25 protein-coding genes are annotated in these 20,951 nt (G+C 69.9%); 13 read left to right on the plus strand and 12 right to left on the minus strand.

The window, feature by feature from the left end:
• Nucleotides 1-131 precede the first annotated feature (131 nt).
• The 3 genes from PUT80_RS32465 to PUT80_RS32475 are packed head-to-tail and all read left to right on the plus strand — an operon-like array spanning nt 132 to nt 3,639.
• Nucleotides 132-653: a PadR family transcriptional regulator gene (locus PUT80_RS32465; RefSeq protein ID WP_043837530.1), complete on the plus strand. Its 522-nt coding sequence runs from the start codon at nt 132-134 to the stop codon at nt 651-653.
• Nucleotides 653-1,342: an ABC transporter ATP-binding protein gene (locus PUT80_RS32470; RefSeq protein ID WP_134662416.1), complete on the plus strand. Its 690-nt coding sequence runs from the start codon at nt 653-655 to the stop codon at nt 1,340-1,342. The genes PUT80_RS32465 and PUT80_RS32470 overlap by 1 nt, the downstream gene beginning before the upstream one ends.
• Nucleotides 1,339-3,639 (plus strand): FtsX-like permease family protein, encoded by a 2,301-nt coding sequence (locus PUT80_RS32475; protein ID WP_275294445.1) that lies wholly within the window; start codon nt 1,339-1,341, stop codon nt 3,637-3,639. The genes PUT80_RS32470 and PUT80_RS32475 overlap by 4 nt, the downstream gene beginning before the upstream one ends.
• Nucleotides 3,640-3,710: 71 nt before the next feature.
• On the opposite strand, the gene PUT80_RS32480 is transcribed toward PUT80_RS32475, so the two are convergent.
• The 4 genes from PUT80_RS32480 to PUT80_RS32495 form a co-directional block, all read right to left on the minus strand.
• Nucleotides 3,711-4,775, minus strand: a complete 1,065-nt coding sequence (locus tag PUT80_RS32480) for a saccharopine dehydrogenase NADP-binding domain-containing protein (RefSeq protein WP_275294446.1) — start codon at nt 4,773-4,775, stop codon at nt 3,711-3,713.
• A complete protein-coding gene (locus tag PUT80_RS32485; RefSeq protein ID WP_275294447.1) occupies nt 4,772-5,107 on the minus strand; it encodes a hypothetical protein in 336 nt (111 codons plus the stop codon). The genes PUT80_RS32480 and PUT80_RS32485 overlap by 4 nt, the downstream gene beginning before the upstream one ends.
• Nucleotides 5,108-5,614: 507 nt before the next feature.
• Nucleotides 5,615-6,052, minus strand: coding sequence for a hypothetical protein (locus PUT80_RS32490; RefSeq protein ID WP_275294448.1), 438 nt, complete (start codon nt 6,050-6,052; stop codon nt 5,615-5,617).
• A gap of 47 nt (nt 6,053-6,099) precedes the next feature.
• The gene (locus tag PUT80_RS32495) at nt 6,100-6,900 is read right to left on the minus strand and encodes an IclR family transcriptional regulator (RefSeq protein ID WP_275294449.1); all 801 of its coding nucleotides are present in this window, start codon (nt 6,898-6,900) and stop codon (nt 6,100-6,102) included.
• Between the two features lie 58 nt (nt 6,901-6,958).
• Here PUT80_RS32495 and PUT80_RS32500 point away from each other — a divergent pair, with 58 nt between their 5' ends.
• From PUT80_RS32500 to PUT80_RS32525, 6 genes are all read left to right on the plus strand, one after another.
• Nucleotides 6,959-8,053, plus strand: a complete 1,095-nt coding sequence (locus tag PUT80_RS32500; protein ID WP_275294450.1) for a mandelate racemase/muconate lactonizing enzyme family protein — start codon at nt 6,959-6,961, stop codon at nt 8,051-8,053.
• Between the two features lie 2 nt (nt 8,054-8,055).
• Entirely contained in the window at nt 8,056-9,225 is a 1,170-nt protein-coding gene (locus tag PUT80_RS32505) for an iron-containing alcohol dehydrogenase (RefSeq protein WP_275294451.1), read from the plus strand.
• Nucleotides 9,226-9,414: 189 nt separating this feature from the next.
• A complete protein-coding gene (locus PUT80_RS32510; protein ID WP_275294452.1) occupies nt 9,415-11,112 on the plus strand; it encodes an APC family permease in 1,698 nt (565 codons plus the stop codon).
• Between the two features lie 21 nt (nt 11,113-11,133).
• The gene (locus PUT80_RS32515; RefSeq protein ID WP_275294453.1) at nt 11,134-11,550 is read left to right on the plus strand and encodes a hypothetical protein; all 417 of its coding nucleotides are present in this window, start codon (nt 11,134-11,136) and stop codon (nt 11,548-11,550) included.
• A gap of 73 nt (nt 11,551-11,623) precedes the next feature.
• Nucleotides 11,624-12,037, plus strand: coding sequence for an SRPBCC family protein (locus PUT80_RS32520; protein WP_275294454.1), 414 nt, complete (start codon nt 11,624-11,626; stop codon nt 12,035-12,037).
• Nucleotides 12,034-12,462: a MarR family transcriptional regulator gene (locus PUT80_RS32525; RefSeq protein WP_275294455.1), complete on the plus strand. Its 429-nt coding sequence runs from the start codon at nt 12,034-12,036 to the stop codon at nt 12,460-12,462. Before PUT80_RS32520 ends, PUT80_RS32525 begins: the two co-directional genes overlap by 4 nt.
• Before the next feature lie 297 nt (nt 12,463-12,759).
• Here the strand turns inward: PUT80_RS32525 and PUT80_RS32530 are convergent, their stop codons facing one another.
• From PUT80_RS32530 to PUT80_RS32540, 3 genes are all read right to left on the minus strand, one after another.
• Nucleotides 12,760-13,362 carry an SRPBCC family protein gene (locus tag PUT80_RS32530; RefSeq protein ID WP_275294456.1) on the minus strand — a complete coding sequence of 201 codons (603 nt, stop codon included), beginning with the start codon at nt 13,360-13,362 and terminating at the stop codon, nt 12,760-12,762.
• A gap of 116 nt (nt 13,363-13,478) precedes the next feature.
• A complete protein-coding gene (locus tag PUT80_RS32535) occupies nt 13,479-13,826 on the minus strand; it encodes a hypothetical protein (protein ID WP_078870475.1) in 348 nt (115 codons plus the stop codon).
• Nucleotides 13,827-13,859: 33 nt separating this feature from the next.
• Nucleotides 13,860-14,792, minus strand: a complete 933-nt coding sequence (locus PUT80_RS32540; protein ID WP_275294457.1) for a LysR family transcriptional regulator — start codon at nt 14,790-14,792, stop codon at nt 13,860-13,862.
• Between the two features lie 101 nt (nt 14,793-14,893).
• On the opposite strand from PUT80_RS32540, the gene PUT80_RS32545 reads away from it, so the two are divergent.
• Together PUT80_RS32545 and PUT80_RS32550 are read left to right on the plus strand one after the other, a co-directional pair.
• Nucleotides 14,894-15,775, plus strand: a complete 882-nt coding sequence (locus tag PUT80_RS32545; RefSeq protein ID WP_275294458.1) for an NAD(P)H-binding protein — start codon at nt 14,894-14,896, stop codon at nt 15,773-15,775.
• A 9-nt stretch (nt 15,776-15,784) separates the two neighbouring features.
• Nucleotides 15,785-16,144: a darcynin family protein gene (locus PUT80_RS32550; RefSeq protein ID WP_275294459.1), complete on the plus strand. Its 360-nt coding sequence runs from the start codon at nt 15,785-15,787 to the stop codon at nt 16,142-16,144.
• A 51-nt stretch (nt 16,145-16,195) separates the two neighbouring features.
• Here the strand turns inward: PUT80_RS32550 and PUT80_RS32555 are convergent, their stop codons facing one another.
• The 5 genes from PUT80_RS32555 to PUT80_RS32575 form a co-directional block, all read right to left on the minus strand.
• The gene (locus PUT80_RS32555; protein ID WP_134662388.1) at nt 16,196-17,338 is read right to left on the minus strand and encodes a M48 family metalloprotease; all 1,143 of its coding nucleotides are present in this window, start codon (nt 17,336-17,338) and stop codon (nt 16,196-16,198) included.
• 355 nt (nt 17,339-17,693) lie between these two features.
• A complete protein-coding gene (locus tag PUT80_RS32560) occupies nt 17,694-17,966 on the minus strand; it encodes a DUF3040 domain-containing protein (RefSeq protein ID WP_275294460.1) in 273 nt (90 codons plus the stop codon).
• A complete protein-coding gene (locus PUT80_RS32565; protein WP_275294461.1) occupies nt 17,960-18,280 on the minus strand; it encodes a DUF3618 domain-containing protein in 321 nt (106 codons plus the stop codon). Before PUT80_RS32565 ends, PUT80_RS32560 begins: the two co-directional genes overlap by 7 nt.
• The gene (locus PUT80_RS32570; protein ID WP_037813293.1) at nt 18,261-18,686 is read right to left on the minus strand and encodes a phage holin family protein; all 426 of its coding nucleotides are present in this window, start codon (nt 18,684-18,686) and stop codon (nt 18,261-18,263) included. Before PUT80_RS32570 ends, PUT80_RS32565 begins: the two co-directional genes overlap by 20 nt.
• Before the next feature lie 54 nt (nt 18,687-18,740).
• A complete protein-coding gene (locus PUT80_RS32575; RefSeq protein WP_037813291.1) occupies nt 18,741-19,298 on the minus strand; it encodes a hypothetical protein in 558 nt (185 codons plus the stop codon).
• Between the two features lie 117 nt (nt 19,299-19,415).
• On the opposite strand from PUT80_RS32575, the gene PUT80_RS32580 reads away from it, so the two are divergent.
• Both PUT80_RS32580 and PUT80_RS32585 read left to right on the plus strand, forming a co-directional pair.
• On the plus strand, nt 19,416-19,835 hold the full coding sequence (locus tag PUT80_RS32580) for a CBS domain-containing protein (protein ID WP_037813288.1): 420 nt from the start codon (nt 19,416-19,418) through the stop codon (nt 19,833-19,835).
• Between the two features lie 198 nt (nt 19,836-20,033).
• Nucleotides 20,034-20,891 (plus strand): SDR family oxidoreductase, encoded by an 858-nt coding sequence (locus tag PUT80_RS32585; protein WP_240690572.1) that lies wholly within the window; start codon nt 20,034-20,036, stop codon nt 20,889-20,891.
• The last annotated feature ends 60 nt before the right edge of the window (nt 20,892-20,951 follow it).

The raw sequence follows: 20,951 nt of genomic DNA on the forward strand, positions 1-20,951 counted from the left end.
GTGTCGCCCGGCGGCAGCGAGCCCTGACCTGCGAAGACGCACTATTCTGCGGTGGTATACACGGTGCGTATACCTGTGTTGTATAGTGATCTTCACCCCCGGGATTCCGGGGTCAAGGGAGGAACAGGGGAATGTCGGTTTCACATACCTTGCTCGGGTTGCTCGAGTCGGGGCCGAGACACGGGTACGACCTGAAACGGGCGTACGACGAGCAGTTCGGGCAGGACCGCCCGCTCGCGTACGGCCAGGTCTACTCGACGCTGTCGCGCTTGCTGCGCAACGGCATGGTCGAGGTCGCGGGGGTCGAGAGCGGCGACGGGCCGGAACGGAAGCGCTACACGATCACCGACGCCGGGATCACCGACGTCGAGCAGTGGCTGAGCACTCCGGAGAACCCGGAGCCGTACCTGCAGAACACGCTGTACACGAAGGTGGTCCTGGCGCTGCTGTCCGGGCGCGACGCCACCGACGTGCTCGACGTCCAGCGCAGCGAGCACCTCAAAGTGATGCGCTCGCTCACGAAACGCAAGTACGAGGGCGACCTCGCCGATCAGCTGATCTGCGACCACGCGCTCTTCCACCTCGAGGCGGATCTGCGGTGGCTCGAGCTCACCGCGGCCCGGCTCGGCGAACTCGAGAAAGCGGTGCGCTGATGACCAGGCCGGGAACCGCGCTGCTCGCGGGCAGCGGGCTGCACAAATCGTTCGGCCAGACGCGGGCGCTCGACGGGGCGGCGCTGGCCGTCGCGGCGGGGGAAGTGCTCGCGATCATGGGCGCGTCGGGGTCGGGGAAATCGACGCTGCTGCACTGTCTCGCCGGGATCGTCCGGCCGGACGCGGGGACCATCCACTACGGCGGGCAGGACCTCGTCGCGATGGACGACAAGGGCCGGAGTGCGTTGCGGCGCACCGAATTCGGCTTCGTGTTCCAGTTCGGCCAGCTCGTTCCCGAGCTGACCTGCCTGGAGAACGTCGCGCTTCCGCTGCGGCTGACCGGGGCGAAGCGGGGGCCCGCCGAGGCGAAGGCGAAGGAATGGCTCGCTCGGCTGGAGGTCGACAACCTGGCGAAGCGGCGTCCGGGCGACGTGTCCGGCGGGCAGGCGCAGCGGGTCGCGGTGGCGCGGGCGCTGGTGACCGGGCCGAAGGTCGTGTTCGCCGACGAGCCGACCGGCGCGCTCGACTCGCTCAACGGCGAGAAGGTCATGCAGATGCTCACCCAGGCGGCGCGGGAAACACACGCCGCGGTGGTGCTGGTGACCCACGAACCGCGGGTCGCGGCGTACTCCGACCGCGAGATCGTGGTCCGGGACGGGCGCACGGTCGACCGGGAGCTGGTCGCATGATGCGGGATCTGCTGCTGGGACTCCGGCTGGCCGTCGGGGGCGGCCGGATGTCCGGCTCGGCGCTCCTGCGGCTCGCGATGACCGCGTTCGGCATCGCGCTCGCGGTCGCTGTGCTCCTGCCCGCCGCCTCGGTGAGCCACCTGGTGAACGCGCGGGCGGACCGGGCGGCGGCGATCAAGCAGGACACGACGCCGCGCGAGGGGATCGCGCCGCTGGCGACCTACCGCTGGTACCCGTCGGTCGGCGAGGACTTCCTCCAGCTGACCGCGGTCGCGGCGACCGGGGAGAACTCGCCGGTGCCGCCGGGGCTTTCCCGGCTGCCCGCGCCGGGCGAGGTGATCGTGTCGCCCGCGCTGGCGGAGAAGCTGAACTCGGCCGAGGGCGCGTCGATCAAGGCGCGGCTGCCGGGGAACGTGGTCGGCCAGATCGGGGAACCGGGCGTCAGTGACGCGGCCGACCTGACGGCGTACTACGGGTCGACCGCCGCGGAGATCAAGGCCGAAGGGGAAAACGCCACCAGCGTCTACTCCTACGGCAAGCCTCCGGAAGGGTTCACCCTGCCGTTGGTGATGTGGATGGTCATCGCGCCGATCGCCGCAGTGCTGCTGCTGCCGTTGCTGATCTTCGTGACCACCGCGTCGCGGATGGGCGCGGCGCAACGCGAACGGCGGCTCGCCGCGCTGCGGCTGATCGGGGTGGACGCCCGGCAGATCAAACGGGTCGCGGCGGCGGAATCGCTGGTCGGCGCGGTGATCGGGCTCGTGGCGGGCGGGGCGCTGTTCTACGCGCTGCGGCCGTTCATCGGGGACTGGCTCCCGTTCGGCCTCCGCGTCTTCCCGGACGATTTCACGCCGTCGTGGGTGTCCTTGCTGGTGATCGTGCTGCTGGTGCCCGGTCTCGCGGTCGGCTCGGCGCTGTTCGGGCTGCGCCGGACCATCGTCGAACCGCTCGGCGTGGTCCGGCAGGGCAAACCGGTGCGGCGGCGGATGTGGTGGCGCTGGACGATCACCGGGATCGGCGTGGTGTTCCTGCTCGGGACGCTCGTCGTCTCGCCGGGGTCGGGGGACCAGGCCGCGGCGATGGCGCTCGCGGTGGGCAGCGTGTTCCTGCTCGTCGGCGTCGCGGCGCTGCTGCCGTGGCTGGTAGAGCGGATCGTCGAACGGCTGCAGGGCGGTCCGCCGTCGTGGCAGCTCGCGGTGCGCAGGCTGCAGCTCGACAGCGGCACCGCCAGCCGGGTGGTGTCCGGGCTCGTCGTCGTGCTCGCCGGGACGATCCTGATCCAGGGCGTGCTTACCTCGATGACCAGCCGCAATTCGCGGTCGTACGAGACGCCGGCCGGGGTCGCGGCCGCGCCGGTGCGGGTGGACACGACGAGTGCGCACGAGGCGGAGGTCCGGCAGCGGCTGTCCGGGGCGCCCGGGGTGACCGGCGTGCACAGCGCCCGCGCCCTGCAGCTGCAGGGATCCGGCGAGAACCAGGTCTACGGCACTGTCGGGGACTGCGTCGCGCTGAAAACGCAGGCGAACATCGGAGACTGCGCCGACGGGGACGCTTTCTACGTGACCGGTTCGTCGGCCCAGCCCGTGCCCAAGGGGGAGTACCGGCTGACCGGCTACCGCAACGGCAACAAGGTCGAGGGTCCGATGTGGACAGTCCCGGGCAACGTCCGGGTGGTGCCCGCGAGCAACACCGCGAAGGCGTCGGCCAGCGAACTGCTGGTCACGCCCGGCGCGTTCGGCGACGTCCAGCTGCCGGTCGAGCGGACGGAACTGTTCGTGTCGGGCGCCGGCGGCGTCGACGCCCTGATCGACCAGGTCGCGACCGCGGTGCGCCCGCTGGCGTGGAAGGCCGAGGTCGGCAAGACGGACTTCATGTCCGACTACGCCGGCCGCGACGAGCGGATGGTGGAGAGCTTCCGCGCGGTGCTGCTGACCGCGTCGCTGTTCGTGCTGGCGGTGGCGGCGATGAGCCTGCTGATGCTGTCGATCGAGCAGATCAGCGAACGCCGCCGTCCGCTCGCGGCGCTGTCCGCGGCGGGCGTGCCGATCGGGGTGCTGGCCAGGGGATCCCTGTGGCAGACCGCGGTTCCGGTGGTCGTCGGGGTGGTGCTGGCCGTAGGAGCCGGGCTCGGCTTGACCGCGCCGATCCTGCGGCTGGCGAAAATGCCGATGATGGTGGACGGCGGGGTCCTGGCCGGACTGGCCGGAGCCGCGGTCGCCGCGGTGCTGCTGGTGACGGCGTTGACGCTGCCGCTGCTGCGCCAGGTGACGAGGCTGGACACGCTCCGCTCGGAATAACCCCGGGGGTGTGGGGTGGTCCGTGAAGGGCTCCTTGAGGGAATCCGATTCCGTCAAGGAGCCCTTCACGGCTATTGCCGCACCAGCCCGAGTTCCGCGCATCCGTCCCGGAGCGGTTCCAGCCCGAACGCGTCCACCGGGCCCACCACGCCGGGCGTCGCCGGGCCCTCGGTGCTCAACCGGATCGCCGCCCAGGCCAGCAGATCCCCGGTGAGCGTGTACGCATTCGGTCCTTCAAGCCGCACCTCGACCCGGGAATCGGCGACTGCGACCACTTCCGCGCCGGTTTTCGCGCGTGCGGTCGCGTCCGGTCCGCCGGGCGGGCCCACCATCGGCCCGCTCATCGCCCGCAGCACCGGACCGGCCACCGAGGCCAGTGCGGACACCACCGGCATCGCCCGGCTCAACGCGGGGAACCATCCATTGTAGACAGTCACCTCGTCGAGCGACGGGAAATTCCCCGGCAGGAACAGCACTTCGGTCCCGGAAACCAGGAAGGCCGACTTGGACCGGCCGCGGACCGGGAACGCGCGCACCCGGCTGCCGGTGCGTTCCTCGACCAGCCGACGGCCCCGCCAGCGCAGCGAGGGCAGCGTCATCCCGTCCCGCATGGTCGTCCGGGTGCCTTGGCTCAAGCCTCGGTAGAGCGGCCCGGTCGCGAAGTAGCCGATCTCCAGCGAACGCACGTCATCGCCCGCCTCTTGCGCGGCTAGGGCGCCGGCGAGGATGCCGGGGACGTAGTCGTAACCGAAGGCCGGGACCATTGCCGCACCGGTTTCGACTGCTCGCTCATGGTGTCGGGCACGCACATCACGGACGAAGCCGACCTCGCCGGTCGAGTCCAGGTAGTGCGCTCCGGCATCGGCGGCGGCTTGCGCGGCCGCGTGCCCGATCCGGTCGAACGGGCCGACGGTGGCGATCAGCACGTCGCCGGGCCCGGCCAGCGAGCGGAGGGTCGCCGGGTCGCTGACGTCCGCGACCGCGATCTCCAAGTCGCCGTGGTCCGCGGCCAGTGCGTCCAACGCAGCACGGTTCCGTCCGGCCAGGACGGGCCGCGCTCCGCGCCGTACCAGTGACTCCAGGACCAGGCCGCCGGTGTAGCCGGTCGCCCCGAACACCACGATCCGCCCGGTCATGCTGTCACCGGAACGTGCCGACGGAGGAAATCGACCTGGTCCGCGACCACTCGCTCGAACGGTTCGCCTTGGTAGACGGCGAAATGCCCGTCCGGATAAGTCCGTACCTCACCGCGCGGCGCACGGGCGGCGTACCGCAGCGTCGGCCCGGACGGGGCGACGGAATCCTTCTCGCACACCGCGAACAACGTGGGCACCTCGATCCGGCCGACGCCGCGGCCCGGCCGGTACCGCAGGATGTCGAACACCGCCCGCGCCGCGACCTCGTTGCGGAAATCGCTGCCCGGCGGCACCAGCGCAAGATACCCCGGCTCGGCGTCCGGCGCAGTCATCAGCGCGGTGCCTCGTTCCGGACCGGTCCCAACGGTGGCCGTTCGCGACGAGCACGGCGTCGTACCGCTCGGTGTCTCCTGTGGACAGTGCGACGGCGAAGCCGCCGTCCGGCCGAGGCTCGACGTGGGTGACCCCGGGGCCGAACCGGATGCGGTTGCCGAAGCCGAAACGCGCCACATACACCGCGAAGCAGTCGGCGATCCGGTCGTGCCGGGCGAAGTCGGGCGTTCGCCGCAGTCCACGCCGAAGCCGCGTTCGGTGGGCACCCTGACCGCGACGATCCCGGACGAGCCCGCGCCGACGACGCAGACCCGAAGCTGCCCGCGAACATGCGTTCTCCTCCTTGTGACCGGTGACCATATGACCACCGGTCAGGCGGGGCGGGTTTATGCAGGGCCCCGGGCAACCGCGCGCCGGACGGGTTTATGCATGAACCGAACAACCACGGACCGAGCAGCGATTATCCGTCACCTGAGCACGACCGAACCCCCCGCGGCAAGAGCGCTTCAGCTCAACACCCGCACCCCGTGCAGGTAAGCCGTCACCCGGATCCGCAAGCCCCGCAGATCACGCAGTGCCAGCGGCAGGTGGTAAGCCGGTCGGTACCCCGCCGAAACCCCCGGCTCTCCGCAAGGTCCGGCGAAGTACACGAAACCGTCGTCGTGGTCGCGGCGGGCGGGGGACCACGGCTGGTCTTGCCAGGCGCGCGCCGCGGCGTGGCTGGCGGTCCAGTAGTTCGGGGCCTTCATCGTCTCGGCGATCGCGGCGGCGAAACCGGCGGCGTCGGCGTCGCTGACTCCCAGTCCGCGGCCCGGCCACAGGCGCGGCAGCACCCGGTCCGCGGTGGGGTCTTCCACCCACGGCGCGCAAGCGAAGATCGCGTGGGCGCCGTCGACCGACACTGACCAGCGTTGCATGGCCGCCGTGGGCGGGATTTCGTACATGCGACCACCTGCCGGGAAGAGACGCTTTGGCGCAGCATAAATGACCGTCATCCCGGCGCGCCGAGCACGGCGGAGATCCGGTCGGCGACGCTGCGGGCGAACCGGCCTGCCGCGGGCAGGCGTCCGCCGAGGCGCGATTTCGGGGCGGACACGTTGACCGCCGCGACGATGTCGCCCCGGAAGCCGTACACCGGAGCGGACACGCCGACCAACCCCGGTTCGAACTCCTCGTCCACCGTTTCGTAGCCGCGTTCCCGGATCCCCGCGAGCTTCCCGGTCAGCTGGTCGAGCGTGAGCGGCGGCGGTTCCTCGGCGGCGCCGGGGAGGTCGGGGAGCGGGTGCGCGGTGCCGCCGCCGAAGGTCCGCCACCAGTGTCCGAGGGTTTCCTCGTCCCATTCGCTCAATAACACCCGTCCGGGTGAGGTCGTGAACGGGTCGACGCCGACGCCTTCCCAGCCGAGTCCGCGAAAAGCGTGGGACGCGAGTTCGCTTCGGAGGGTGAACACCTGCCCGGCGCGCAGGACGCACAGATGCGTCGTTTCGTTGAGCCGCGCCACGATCGTGCGCAGAAACGGCGCGGCGAGGTGCGCGAGATGCGTTTCGGTGGCGTGCGTGGCCAAGGCGAACAGCCGCCATCCTGGCCGGTACGCGCGGGTGTGCTCGTCGCGCAACACGAGGCCGGCGTCGGCGAGCGTCGCGAGGGCGCGCGAGACCTGGGCTTTGTCCCGCCCGGACAGTTCGGCTACGCGGGACACGCCGAGCCCGTCGCGCGCTTCCGGCAGTGCGAGGACCTCGAGCAGGTCGACGTCGCGGACCAGGCCCGAACCGTAGGTGCGCTGGTTCGCCATGTTGAGGACTGTGCAACAACGATTGGGCGAGCGTCAATCCGCGGTTACCGTCCGATGCGTGAAGATCGCCGACATCCAGCTGCTGCCCGGGACGCTGCCGCTCGATCCGCCGTTCGACGCCGCGTGGGATCCGGTGCCGCGCACGCGCTTCGACGCGACGGTGGTCAAGGTCGTGACCGACGAGGGCGTGGTCGGCTACGGCTCCGGCGACACGATGGCGGGCTTCGAGCCGTACGCGGAGCTGTTCCTCGGCCAGGATCCGATGGCGATCAGCCGCCACGTGCGCGCGCTAGAGACCATCGCCTTCCACGCCGGGCGCTACTGGCCGCTGGAGATCGCGCTGTGGGACGTCATCGGGAAGGTGCTCGGCGTTCCGGTCGCGACGTTGTTCGGCGGCGCGGCGGACGCGATCCCGGCGTACGCGTCGACCGGCCGGATCCTGCCTGCCGACGAGCGGGCCGAGATGATGAGTGGGGTGCGCGACCGCGGGTTCCCGGCGGCGAAGATCCGGCTGGCCGCGGATGATTTCGCGGGCGGGATCCGCACCATGCGGGCGGTCCGGGACGCGGTCGGACCGGAGATGACGCTGATGGCCGACCTGAACCAGGCGTGGCGGATGCCCGGCGACGTGCGGCCTTCGCTCGACCCGGCGGCGGTCCGGCGATTCGCCGCGGCGCTGCGCGAAGTGGACGTCTTCTGGCTCGAGGAACCGCTGCCGCTGGACGACCGGCCCGGCCTGCGCGCGGTGCGGGACGCCGGGGTCCGCGTCGCCGGGGGAGAAATGGTCCGGACCTTCAGCGAGCTGCTGGACCTGGTCGAAGCCGACGCTCTCGACGTCTACCAGCCGGACGTCGCGCTCGCCGCCGGAATGCTGCGCGCCCGCACGCTCGCCGAGCTGGTGCTGGCGCGCAACCGGCTCTTCACGCCGCACACCTGGTCCAACGGCCTCGGCCTGGTCGCGAACCTGCACGTGACCGCGGGCGTCGGCGGGGGACCGTACCTCGAATTCCCTTACGACCCGCCGGTGTGGACGCCGGAGCGACGCGACTTCCTGCTTTCCGCCCCGCTGGACATCGACGCGGACGGACTGCTGCACGTGCCGTCCGCGCCCGGGCTGGGCGTCACGATCGACGAAGACCGGTTCGGGAGGTAGGCATGCCTGAGATCTCAGCCATCGAAATCGGTCCGTATCCGGCTGCCACGTTCGCCGCTGGTGCCGTTGGACAGCTGCCGCGATTGATCCGGGCGATCGGCGCGCGGAAGATTGTGCTGGTCAGTGATCGCGGGCTCGTCGCGACTCCGTTGCCCGAGCAGGCAGCCCAGTTGGTATGTCAGGACGGGCTCGCGGTCGAGGTTTTCTCCGAGGTGCACCCGAATCCCACCACTGACGACGTCGACGCGGGCGGCGCTTTCGTGCGCGCCGCCGAGGCGGAAGCGGTGGTCTCGCTGGGCGGCGGGTCCGCTTTGGACGCGGCGAAGGCGATCGCGCTGGCCGCCGTCAACGACCGTCCGGCCGCCGAACTTACTTGGAGCACCGAAGTTTCCGCGGACCTGACGCCCGCGTTGCCGATCGTGGCGATCCCGACCACCTCCGGCACCGGTTCGGAGTGCAACGACCTCGGCGTCATCACCGATCCCCGGCAGCAGCGCAAGTGCTATCTCGGCGGCCCGGCTTGCCTTGCCCGGTACGCACTTCTCGACCCGGCGCTCACCCTGAGTCTGCCGCCGCGCGCGACCGCGGCCGCCGGGATCGACTGCCTGACCCATGCCGTGGAGTCCTTTCTCTCCGCCCGGCCCAATCCATGGGCGGATGGTCTGGACCTGCAAGCCGTCCGTTTGGTCGCGGAGAACCTGCGCCGCGCGGTCGCAGTCGGCGGAGACCTGGCTGCGCGGGCGAACCTGATGCTCGCGGCGCACACGGCGGGCCAGGCGATGCGGACGACCGGACTCGGCGTGGTGCACGGCATCGGGCACTCGCTCGGCGGCCGGTTCGACCTGCCGCACGGCCAGGCGCTCGCCTTGGTGCTCGCCGAATGCCTGCGGTTCAACCTCGCGGTGCGGGAAGACCGGCTGGCGCGCTTGGCGGAACCGCTGGGCGTCGCCGATGCCCGGAAATCGGTCGCGCACAACGCGGACGCGGCGATCGCGGCGGTGGAACGCCTGGTCGCCGAGGTCGAACTGGCCGGCCGGCTGCGCGAATTCGGCATCGGCGAAGGGGATCTGCCGGACCTGGTGGCCGACACCCTGGCGGACGGGGTCCTGGCGAACACCCCGCGGGAGGCCTCGGCGGCGGACGTAACTGGGATTCTGCGCGCGACCTGGTAGTCCGCTGCGGGAAACCGGCGATGTCGGACATAACTCGCGAATACCGTTGTGCGGCAACGGTGAACCGAGCAAGATCCCGGCCTGGCACCGAATGGTGCACAAGGTAACAATTTTATGTCCGCTTATTCTGCGCGCACCGCCGCGGGAGGAGAGTGGAAGCGGACCGCCGACCCGGCAGGAGGCCGCGCCATGGACACAGCCGGAACGACCGAACAGCCGTCCCCCGCGGTCGTCGCGGGCGACGACAAGCGGCTGAAGAAGCACTTCGGCCCGATCGGGCTGCTGTTCACCGCGGTGGGGTCGATCATCGGGTCCGGATGGCTCTTCGGCGCGCTCAACGCCGCACAGCTCGCCGGGCCCGCGGCGATCGTGTCGTGGGGGATCGGCGCGGTCATGTTCGTGCTGATCGGGATGACGTACGCCGAATTGGGCACCATGTTCCCGCATTCGGGCGGCGTCGCGCGGTTCCCGCACTATTCGTTCGGTTCCTTCGCGAGCTTTTCCATGGGTTGGGTGACATGGATCGCGGCGGCCGCGGTGTCGCCGATCGAGGTGCTCGCGGTCGTCCAGTACGCCACGAATTACCTGCCCTGGCTGGAAACACTCGACGCCGACCGCAACGCCGTGCTCACCCCGGCGGGCACCGGGATCTCGATTCTGCTGCTGGCGTTCTTCGTGCTGGTGAATTTCTTCGGCGTGCGCTGGTTCGCCCGGATCAACAATGTGCTCGTGTGGTGGAAACTCGCGGTCATCGCGCTGGTGATCGTCGTTTTCCTGGTGACCGCGTTCCATCCCGGGCATTTCACGGACTACGGCGGATTCGCCCCGTACGGGACGCACGGAATCTTCTCCGCGGTCGCGAGCGCGGGCATCGCGTTCTCGTTTTTCGGTTTCCGGCAAGGCGTCGAACTGGCGGGGGAGACGGCGAACCCGAAACGCAACGTGCCGCTCACGCTCATCGGTTCGGTCGTGCTCACCGGAATCCTGTACGTGCTGCTGCAGATCGCGTTCATCGGCGCGGCCCCGTCCGACGCGATCGGCAAACAGGGCTGGGAACACGTCGGTTCGAACTTCACCGCGGGCAGCGACGTCCTGGCCACGTTCGGCCCGCTCGCCGCGATCTCGAGCGTGCTCGGCATCGGCTGGCTGGCCACCCTGCTGTACGCCGACGCGATCATCTCGCCCGGCGACACCGGCCTGATCTACACCGGCGTCACCGCGCGCATCTCGTATGCCATGGGGCGCAACGGAAACGCGCCGTCGGGGCTCGCGAAGGTGAACTCCGCGGGCGTGCCGTGGGTCAGCCTGATCCTGGCGTTCGTCATCGGCTGCTTCTTCTTCCTGCCCTTCCCCGGGTGGAACAAACTGGTTTCGTTCGTCACGAACAGCACTGTGCTGTCGTTCGGGTCCGGTCCGCTGGTGCTGCTGGCGATGCGCAGCCAGCTGCCGAGCCGCGAGCGCCCGTTCCGCCTCGGCCGGGGCTTCACGTGGGCGGTCGCGTTCCTGGCGCTGTTCTCCACCAACCTGATCATCTACTGGACCGGGTGGGACACGAACTGGAAACTGTTCGTGGTGATCGCATTCGGTTATCTTCTGCTCGCGCTGAACCAGGCGTTCGCGAAGAAGTCGCCGAAACTGGACTTCCGGCACGGCTGGTGGGTGCTGGTGTGGTTCGCCGGGCTCGCGGTGATCAGCTACCTCGGCACGTATCCGGAGGCTTCGAAGCATGCCGGGAACCTGGGAGTCCTGGACTTTTCGCTGGGCGCGGTGGCGTCGCTGGTGCTGACCGCGGTGGTGATGGCGTTGGCGCTGCGGAGCGCGCTGCCCGGGGAGCGGGTGACGGAGATTCTGGCTGAACGCCGGGAGGCGGACGAAAGCCCTGCGTGAGGCGCGGGGATAATCCGGGCGGTGGCCACGCTGCGTTTCGCATTCCATCCGCCCGGCGAAACGGGCGGTCCGGTCGCGGTGCCGTACGTCGACGACGTCGCGCTCACCGACCTGATCGACCGGTTCGAGCTGGCCGCCGGGATGTCCCCGGCCGGGGACGCCTACGGCGGCCTGGACCCGCGCTCGCTGAGCGGCACGATGACCGGGCATTTCCACGGTCTCGAATTCGGCGAGGGCAAAACCCCGATGCTGGGCTGTGCGTGCGGGAACTGGGGCTGCTGGCCGCTGCTGGCGCGCATCACCGTGACCGGTGACGAGGTCGTCTGGGACGCGTTCGAGCAGCCGCACCGCGCGAAACGGGACTACCGCGGGTTCGGGCCGTTCCGGTTCGCCCGCGCCCAGTACGACGCTGCCGTGCTTCGGCTGGAGTCTGCCTGACCGTCCTGGTCGGCTGGTCTTGCCAGATAGTCTGCGCGCAGATAGTCTCTGCGCATACTAACTGGGAGGGCTTATGTGGACCACTGACTACAGCGCGGAGACGTCGGCGAGCCCGGAGGCGGTGTGGGCCGCGTTGCGGGCGTTGCACAGCGGGACGTCGTTGAGCGAGCGCAGTGACCGGTTCGAGTTGCACGGGCCGTTCGAGAAGGGGACCGAGCTGTCGGTCACGCCGCAGGGGCAGGACACGTTCCGTTCGCGCATTACGGAATTGGCCGAAAACGAGGTCTACGAAGACGAAACCCGCTTCGGCGACGTGGTGCTGCGGTTCCGGCACACGCTCGCCCCGCTCTCCGGCGGCGGGACGCGCGTGACGCATCGGCTGGAGATCGAAGGCTCGGCGGGGCCGGATCTGGGACCGCAGATCAGCGAGGACTTTCCGGTCGCCATGAGCGATCTCCTCGGCTACGCGGAGCGGTCCGCGCGATGACGCGGTTCGCGGGGCCGGGGGACAGTCCGGGTTTTCTGCTGTGGCACGTGACTTTGGCGTGGCAGCGGCGGATCCGGCAGACGCTCGAACCGCTGGGGCTCACGCACGTGCAGTTCGTGCTGCTCGCGTGCTGCTGGTGGCTGGAAACGCACGGAACGCCGCCGCGGCAACAGGAACTGGCCGCGCAGGCGGGGACCGATGTCAAGATGACGTCCCAGGTGATCGCCCGGCTGGAGGCGGCCGGGCTGGTGACCCGGACAGTCGACTCCGGTGACACCCGCGCGAAACTGGTGCGGCTGACCGAGAAGGGCCGCGATCTGGCCGGTCGCGCGGTGACCGCGGTGGAGCAGGTGGACACGGAGATGTTCGGGACGGACGCCGGGCCGTTGCTGCGGACGCTGCGGTTGGTGCTCGACTCGGAGTGATCGCGGGAGCCGGGGTCGCTTCGGTCCGGGTGTGGTCTGAGCTGCGGGCGGTCGTGGGGGCGGGTTTGTGCGGCCGCGGGGTGGATTGGTGGTGCGGCGGAGGTCTTGGGGCCAGGTTCGTCGCCGCGGGATCCGTTGCGCTGTTGCGCCGCGGCACCGGTTTCACCGGAAGGCCCTCGCGGCGGCTATTCGATTCGGGCGCGGCGGGGGTTGGTTCGGCGGGCGCTTTCGCGACCGGCGCGCGGATCCCGGGCGATCGGGTAGCTGACGAGGTGCAGCGACGGCCCGAGGCGCGGGTCAGTCCCGGCAACCGGTTTCGGCGGTGGTTTTCAGGTCGCTCAGCCAGGTTTCGAGGCCCATGTCGGACGTCGGGTCGGCTTGGGGGCCCGAGTGGCTTTCTTCGGTGCGGACGAGGACGCCGTCGCGGGTGGGGTGGAAAGTCCAGACGTGGACGCCGTCGATGTGGTAGCCGGTGGCGTCTGCCGGGCCGGTCCAGCGGAGGCACTTGCCGCGCTGGAGTTGGCGGACGGTGGAGTTGATGACCACTGTGCTCGGCGGAACCGAGGGCACCTGGACGGTCGCTTGGAATCGTGAATGTTTGCGCAGCGGGCCGGGATCCAGGCGGCGCACGGTCATCGGGGCGGCGGGTTTCTGCCAGGACGTCCAGGCTTCCACGTCGGTGTGGAGGTCCCAGATCCGGTGCAGCGGGGCGTGGATGAGGATTTCGGCGCGGTGGCGGGCTTTCGCGGCCGGGTCGACACCGTGGCCCTGGCAGGTCGGCGAGGCCGAGCCGGGAACGGCGGCTTGGGCGGGGGCTGGGGTGAGAACGGCGGCCAGCGGGACGGCGAGCAAGGCTGTGCGGCGAAGGGGGCGTGAGCTTTTCGGGTTGATGCTGCGCATGGGGCTGCTCCGGGAGTTAATAGGCTTAACGAGAGTTAAAGCCTATAGCGCAGCGTTGGTGAAGGTCAATAGGAAAGGTGAAGGGGTTTAACTGCGGCGTGAGGGGCAGTTCGGCGTCAGGTGCGGAGGAAGACGTCCTCCAGGGCGAAGGTTGGCTGGAGCTGCACGCGCATCCGGCCGAGGCAGTCTTCGGCGCGGTACTCGACGGCGATGACGGGGCCGGGTTGGTGGATCGTCAGCACGGTCGCTTGTTCGCGGAAGACGTCGACGACGACGTCCGGCCCCTGGCGGTACCGGAGGCGGACGCTCCGCTCGACTGGGTCCCAGCTGAGGTGGAGTTCCCCGGTCTCGGATACGGGGATCTTGAGTTCCCGCACGTAGCTGTCGCCCGACGCGTCTTCCCATTGCGGGAGAGTGTCGAAAACGGAGAGCCATACCTCGTCGTCGGCGACTGCGAACTCCACGCGGGGCAACTTACCGCCAAAACAGCACGGCCCTCACGGGTTCGAGCAAAGCGTCCGCCGCACCGCGGCCCGGAGCCAGCGGTGTGCTCCGTCGGCGGACTGTCGCGGATGCCAAGCCATGCCGATCTCCAACGGCGGCAACGGGACCGGGATGTCGAGAAGCCGCAGGCCGAGCGCGGTCGCGTCGGCGGTGAGCGGCGAGGGCGGTTCGCCGGGGAGCGACGCGGGGATCAGGCACACCACATCGCTGCGGGCGGCGACCGCCATCGCGGCCAGGTGGCTCGGCAGGACGATCGCGACCCGGCGGCGGAGGTTGTGTTCGGCCAGTGCCGCGTCGAGGGGGCCGGTGAACCGGCCGCGGCGGCTGACGGCGACGTGGTCCGCCGCGGCGAGCCGGGCCGGGGTCAACGGTTCCGAAGCCAGGGGGTGGCCGGGGCGGACGGCGGCGACCATGCGCAAAGTGAGCAGCTTCTCGACCTGCGTCTCGGGATCGACGTGGTCGATGGAGCCGACCTCCAGGTCGAGGCGGCCGTCGCGGAGGGCTGAACCGGCTTCCAGTTCTTCGGCCCGGACGCGGAGGGAGATGCCGGGGGCTTCCTCGCGGGTGAGTCGCAGGAGCCCGACAGCCAGGGCGGCGCCGACCAGGTCCGCGGTTTGGATCGTGAAGGTGGACCGCAGCGTCGCTGGATCCACGACGGCGCCGGGGCTGAGCAGCGCGTTCAGGCTTTGCACCACGGCCGCGGCTTCGTCGCGCAGGGATTGGGCGCGCGGCGTGGGGACCATGGCTTGCTCGGCCCGGACCAGCAACGGGTCTTGCAGGATGCGGCGCAACCGGGCGAGCGTGCGGCTCATCGCGGCCGGCGACGTGTGCAGGCGCGCGGCGGCGCGGGTGACGCTCTGCTCGGTCAGCAGGGCGTCCAAAGCGACGGCCAGGTTGGCGTCGATCGCCGGATTCAGGCTGTTCACCAGGGTAATTCCATTTCAGGCAAGGATTGCGTGCCGAAGTTCCCATTGTGGCATCGCGGCGGCGCTCAGCAGGATCGAGGGCGTACCCCACGGAGGTTTTCATGATCGTCATCACTGCCCCTACCGGAAACATCGGCAGCCGCGTGCTGAGCGAGCTGGTCGACGCAGGCGAGGAGTTGCGGGTGATCGTCCGCGACCCCGCGCGGCTGCCGGATTCGGTGCGCGAGCGCGTCGAGGTCGTCGTCGGTTCGCACGGCGACCCCGAGGCGGTCGACCGGGCTTTCGCGGGCGCGGACGCCGTTTTCTGGGTCGTGCCACCAGATTCCACCCGGACTCCGGCAGAAGGTTGGAGCGGCTTCACCGGCCCGGCGGCGAAAGCGCTTGTCGCGCACGGCGTCGGGCATGTCGTCGGGGTCTCGGCGCTTGGCCGCGGCACCGCGGTCGCCGACCGGGCGGGGCTCGTGACCGCGTCGCTCGCGATGGACGAGCTCATCGCGGGCACCGGCGTCGCGTATCGGGCGCTGGCCAACCCGTCCTTCTTCGAGAATCTGCTGGAGGAAGTCGATTCGATCCGGGAGAGGGGCGTTTACAGCGACGTCCTGGACCCGGACCGCAAGGCTCCGCTCGTCGCCGTCGCGGACATCGCCGCGGTCGCCGTCCGGCTGTTGCGAGACCGGTCTTGGACCGGCTTCGCCGACGTCCCGGTTCTGGGGCCGGAAGACTTGTCTCCCAACGACTTGGCCCGCATCATGACCGAGCAGCTCGGCCGTCCGGTCCGCTACGAGCGCGAGTCGCTGGACGACCTGCGGTCCACACTCATCGGCTACGGGCTCAACGAAACTTTCGTCCACGGCATCGCGGACATGAAGTACGCCAAGGACAACGGCCTCGACGCCGGTGTCGCGCGCACTGCCGAAACCGCGTCTCCGACCACGTTCGAACAGTGGTGCGCGGAGACCCTCAAACCCGCTTTCGACGCCTAAGGATCCGCAATGTCCCTCGAAAATCCGCCAGTGACCGCGTTCCTGCTGGTCAAAACCACGCCGGAATGGCTCGCCCTGACCCCGACGGAACGGGCGGCCGCGTTCGCCACCCAGGTCGTCCCGGCGATCGAAGCGAAAACCACCGGCGTCCGGTCCCGGTTCTACGACACCGAGTTCTACTCCGCGCGCGTCACCGACGTCTGGGTCTGGGAGGCCGACGACCACCACGCCTACCAGCTCCTGATCGACGCCCTGCGCGAAACTCCGTTCTGGGACCGGTACTTCGAGATCGTCGACCTGCTCGTCGGCACCGAGAACGGCTACGCCCGCACGTACGGCTTCGACCCGCTGGCCACCATCGCCACCTGAACACGCGAACGGGCCCCGTTCCGTGAGAAACGGGGCCCGCTCCGGCGTGGCTCAGTGCGCCGCGGCCAGTGCCGCCGTGGCGGGCGGCATCAGCTTCGGGTACTCCTTCTGGAACTTCTCGATCATCTTCGCGGACGGGATGATCCGGTTCGGGTTGTTCTGGCTCACGGCCTGCTTCTCGCCCCATGCGCCGGCGGCCTTGCGCTGGTCGGGGGTGCCGTGGCTGTGGTAGCAGTCGCCGATGGAGGCGTCGAGGTACGTGACCTCCTGCTGGGTGCGGGCGTTCCAGGCCTCGCCCTTGGCGTGCGCTCCGAAGTAGCCGCCGTAGGCGTCCGGGCCCATCTCGCCGGATTCGTTGCGCGGGTAGTTCTCGTGCGCGAAGTCGACCTGGTGGCCGTACTCGTGGCCGACGACCGCTTCCACCGACACGTCGTCGAAGCCGAGGTGGTTGACCACGTCGAGCAGGCCGTCGCCGAGCATGATGCGCTTGCCGCCGAGGCTGTCGGCCGGGGCGGAGAACGCGTTCAGGGTCAGCAGCGGGTGGCGGCCGCCCTGCAGCGCCGGGACCTCGTAGAGCACCTTGGTCGCGAGCGCGCCCGCTTCCGCGGCCCGCTTCGGGTCGAGGCCGAGCTTGAACGTCTGCGTCGTGCGGTCCTGGCTGCCGAGGTCGGTGCCCTTCCAGGCGACCAGCTGGATGTTCCAGCTCTCGATGTCCCAGAACCCGCGCAGCTTGTCGATCGTCGCGCCGGCGCGCGGCGTGTACTGGCCGTCGGTGCCGAAGACCTGCGGGGTCTTGTCGCTGGCGACGGCCTGGGTGTAGAGCTGGCCGATCGCGCTCAGCGCGCTGAGCGCCTTGTTCTCGGTCGGGGACAGCGAGGACGCGAGCTTGTTCGCGTACGTCAGCAGCGATCCCTCGGTGCAGCCCGGGATCGGGCCCTGCGCGGCGTGCGCCTGCTGGCCCGGCCGCTTGACCGGCGAGTCGAACAGCGGGTCGACGCCGCGCAGCGCGTTCGCGGGCAGCCCGTTGTAGAGGTCTTCGACGTCCTGGTACAGCTGCGCGATGTCCTGGTCGACCGACGTCGGCTCGGCCGCCTGCGGCGCCGCGGTCGCCGGGACGGCCGTGGCCATCGTCAGCGCCGCGAGGGTGCCCGCCGCGGCGAGCGTTCTGCCGAGAATCCTGGTCCGTTTTCGCATGGGCCCCTCATTCCGGTTTCAAGATCACCAAGTACGCCCAACCCTAAGACGATCTTGGACGCGGAAACCGGGACGAGGGAAAGAACCCCGGGATGGCCCACGCCTTTCGGCGGGTTTTCGCCCTGCGGGCATCGGCCGAAAGTACTATCGGGCAACGACGGCCGCGGTTCCGGCGAACCGGGCATTCGGGAAAACGGGACAAAATGGGCTTCGCTGCGCAAGGGAACCAGAATGCCGTGCGAGGAAAAGCAGCGAAGCCGAGGAAACCGACGCTGTAGCGGTACGACTGACAGTCCGCTAACAACGAAAGCCGGTGTCGCTCACCAGGCCGTTCGTCGTGCTCAGCGAACGCGGGTCAACGGGAGGATCCGGCGTTCCAGTGCCGCACCGCGAACGGCCCGCCCAGGAGCGCGGCGAGCGCGACCACCCCGGCCACGATCATGCCCGGCCGCGAGTCGAACGCCCCGGTCGCGATCATCACGACGCTGGTGACGATCGCCAGGATCTCGAGCGCGGAACGGCGCCGACGCCCGGATCCGCGGGCCAGCTCGGCGCTGAGCCGCGGATCCGTGGCGGACAAACCGCGTTCTATTTCGTTCAGTGCACGCTGTTCCCGGTCGGTCAGCATGCGTCGCCTTGCTTCCGGTGCGCGTGCCGGCGGCGGATCAGGAACCGAAGCACGAACACGCTGCCGAAAACCGCCGCGAACAGCGGGAGCGGGTTGTTCCGGACCGCTTCCGCGCCGGCGCGGACCTTCTCCGCGGCCGGTGCCGAGACGGTGTTCTCGACCTGCTCCGCGGCCCGGTCTATCGTCGCGTCGACCTTCTCGGCGGCTCGCGTCCGGACGTCCAGTTTGTGGCTCAGTGCGTCCAGCGTCTCGGCCAGTTCCTCGCGGGTGACGTCCCGGTCCGCCCGGGCCTGCTCAACTTTGCGTTCGGTCATGACCGCCCCCCTTCATCGTCTCGACGTCTTCGCGGACCCGTTCGACGGATTCCTCCGGCACCACCGGCCCGGCGCTGCGTGCTTCCTTGCCGCCGACCAGCGCGGCGAGCCCCGCGACCAGCAGCAACGCGCCTCCGACGATCAGCGCGGACAGCCAGCCGGGCACCACGAGCGCCAAGGCGAGCACGGCCGCGGCGATCAGCGTCGCGCCGCCGAGCAGCGCGAGCACACCGGCGAACCCGACCAGCCCGGCTCCGATGCCGAAGCGCTTCCCCTTCGCCTGGAGCTCGGCCATCGCCAAGCGGAATTCGTCTTGGAGCAGGCGCTTGATGGAAGTGGTCAGATCGGCCGCGAGGTCCGCGGTGGACTTCTCGTGCGCGGGCGTCCGGTTCATTTCCTCCAGCACGGCTTCCTCCCTTCCTTTTTCGAGGCGTACCCGGCAGGGGGACGGCGAAACCGATCAGCGGGATTCCAGCTGTGCGAGGGTTTCGCGGAGCGCGTCGACGACCCAGTCGTGGCCCAGCGGCAGCGGGCTCGGCACCTGGTCGCCCGGGTCGTCGCGGCTGTGCGCCAGCACCTCGACTTCGACGCCGGACTCGCGCAACGCGGCGATCTCGGCGTCGTGCTGGACCAGCCAGGCTTCGTCGGCGACGGCGGCGTCACCGGGGCTCACCACGCCTTCCGCCGCCGGGTCGACGAGCAGGACGGACCGCAGCGAGCCCGAATGCTCGGCCGCCAGCTGCAGCGCCTCGGCAGCGAGGGGACCGCTCGTGACGAGGTCGCTGTGCCCGGGAGCGGCAAGGGTTTCCGCGGTTTCGCGCCACGCGCTCTCGACCGGAATCCGGTACCAGAGGATCTCGTGGTCCTCGGCGAGCGGACGCCAGGTGGCGGGCAGGCCGTCGTGTTTGGCCGCGCCCGCCGGGTCGAGCACGATCAGCCGGGGCGCGCCGGGCCGGCCTGCCGCGACCAGCGGCGGGCCTTCCGCGCGGACCGGGTCGGACGGGAACGGTTCTGGCATGTCGGCTCCTTCCACGCGCTCCGGTTACCCGGGCGGGCGGAGGAGAAACTGCCTGGGAGGCGTAACCGCCGGGAACGCGGGTAGCCGGGGAGTGACCGGGAGGAAGGAGAAGAACCCATGACCACCGCCCGCGATTTGATGACACCGAACGCCGTGTGCGTGCGCGAGTCGGACACCGTGAACGACGCCGCGCAGACGATGGCGCGCGAACAGCTGGGCGCGCTGCCGGTGTGCGGCGAGGACAACCGGCTGAAGGGAATGCTGACCGACCGCGACATCGTGGTGAAGGTGATCGCCGAGGGCAAGGACCCGCGCGCGGTGCACGCGGGCGAGCTGGCGCAGGGAGAAGCGGTGACGATCGGCGCGGACGACGACGTCACCGAAATCCTGCAGACCATGTCGCAGCACCGGGTGCGCCGGCTGCCGGTGATCGACGGCCACGACCTGATCGGCGTCGTCGCCCAGGCGGACGTCGCCCGCGCCATGCCCAATCCGGACACCGGCGTGCTGGTCGAGGCGCTGTCGCACGATTACTGATCGCCCCCGCGTTTTGCCTGTCGCGGGCCGGGGTAACCGCCGCGCATCCGCAGAGCGGGTTCAGGGGGCGAAGGGCCGCGCAACCGTCGCAGGGGGACGGTTGCGCGGCCTTTCCCGCGTCGGAGCGGGCCCGCGATTGAACGGCGGCACAGCGGGTAGCCGGAAAGGAACAGAACCGACTTTCCGGGGAGGACTCCCGTGGCCGACCGCATCCGACCTCCGCAGCAGCAGGACCCGCCGGGCACCACCGCGGAAATGGACCCGCAGCCGCGCGATTCGATGACCGACTACGAGGGCCGCGGCCTGCTGGCCGGACAACGCGCGCTGATCACCGGCGGTGATTCCGGAATCGGCCGCGCGGTGGCGATCGCCTTCGCGAAAGAGGGCGCGGACATCGCGATCTCGTATCTCAACGAGCACGAGGACGCCGAGTACACCGCGGACCGGGTGCGCGCGGAGGGCCGGGAATGCCTGCTGCTGCCCGGCGATCTCGCCGAGGCGAAGCAGTGCCGGGACATCGTCGAGCGCACACTGTCCGAACTGGACGGACTGGACATCCTGGTCAACAACGCGGCGACGCAATGGCCGGTGGACCGTCCCGAGGACCTGACCGAAGAGCAGTGGATGCACACGTTCGACGTGAATCTGCACAGCTACTTCCGGGTGACTGCCGCCGCGTTGCCGCATCTGGGCGATGGCGACGTCATCATCAACACCGGTTCGGTGAACGGCTTGCGCGGCAATAAGAGCCTGATCGACTACTCGGCGACCAAGGGCGCGATTCACGCGTGGACGTACGCGATGGCGCAGGCGTTGGCCGACCGCGGGATCCGGGTGAACTGCGTCGCGCCGGGTCCGGTGTGGACACCGCTGATCCCGTCGACCTTCCCGCCGGACAAGGTGGAGAAGTTCGGCTTGCAAGCGCCGATGCAGCGGGCGGCGCATCCGGATGATCTCGCGCCGTCGTATGTGTTCCTCGCGTCGAATCGGCTGTCTTCGTATTACAGCGGCGAGGTGCTGGCCGCTTTGGGCGGGGAAACCGTGCCCGGCGGCTGACCGCGGCTCGGTCCGTGAAGGGCTCCTTGCCGGAATCTAGTTCCCTCAAGGAGCCCTTCA

Source organism: Amycolatopsis sp. La24 (genome assembly GCF_029087445.1).
In the GTDB taxonomy this organism is placed as follows: Bacteria; Actinomycetota; Actinomycetes; order Mycobacteriales; family Pseudonocardiaceae; genus Amycolatopsis; species Amycolatopsis nivea.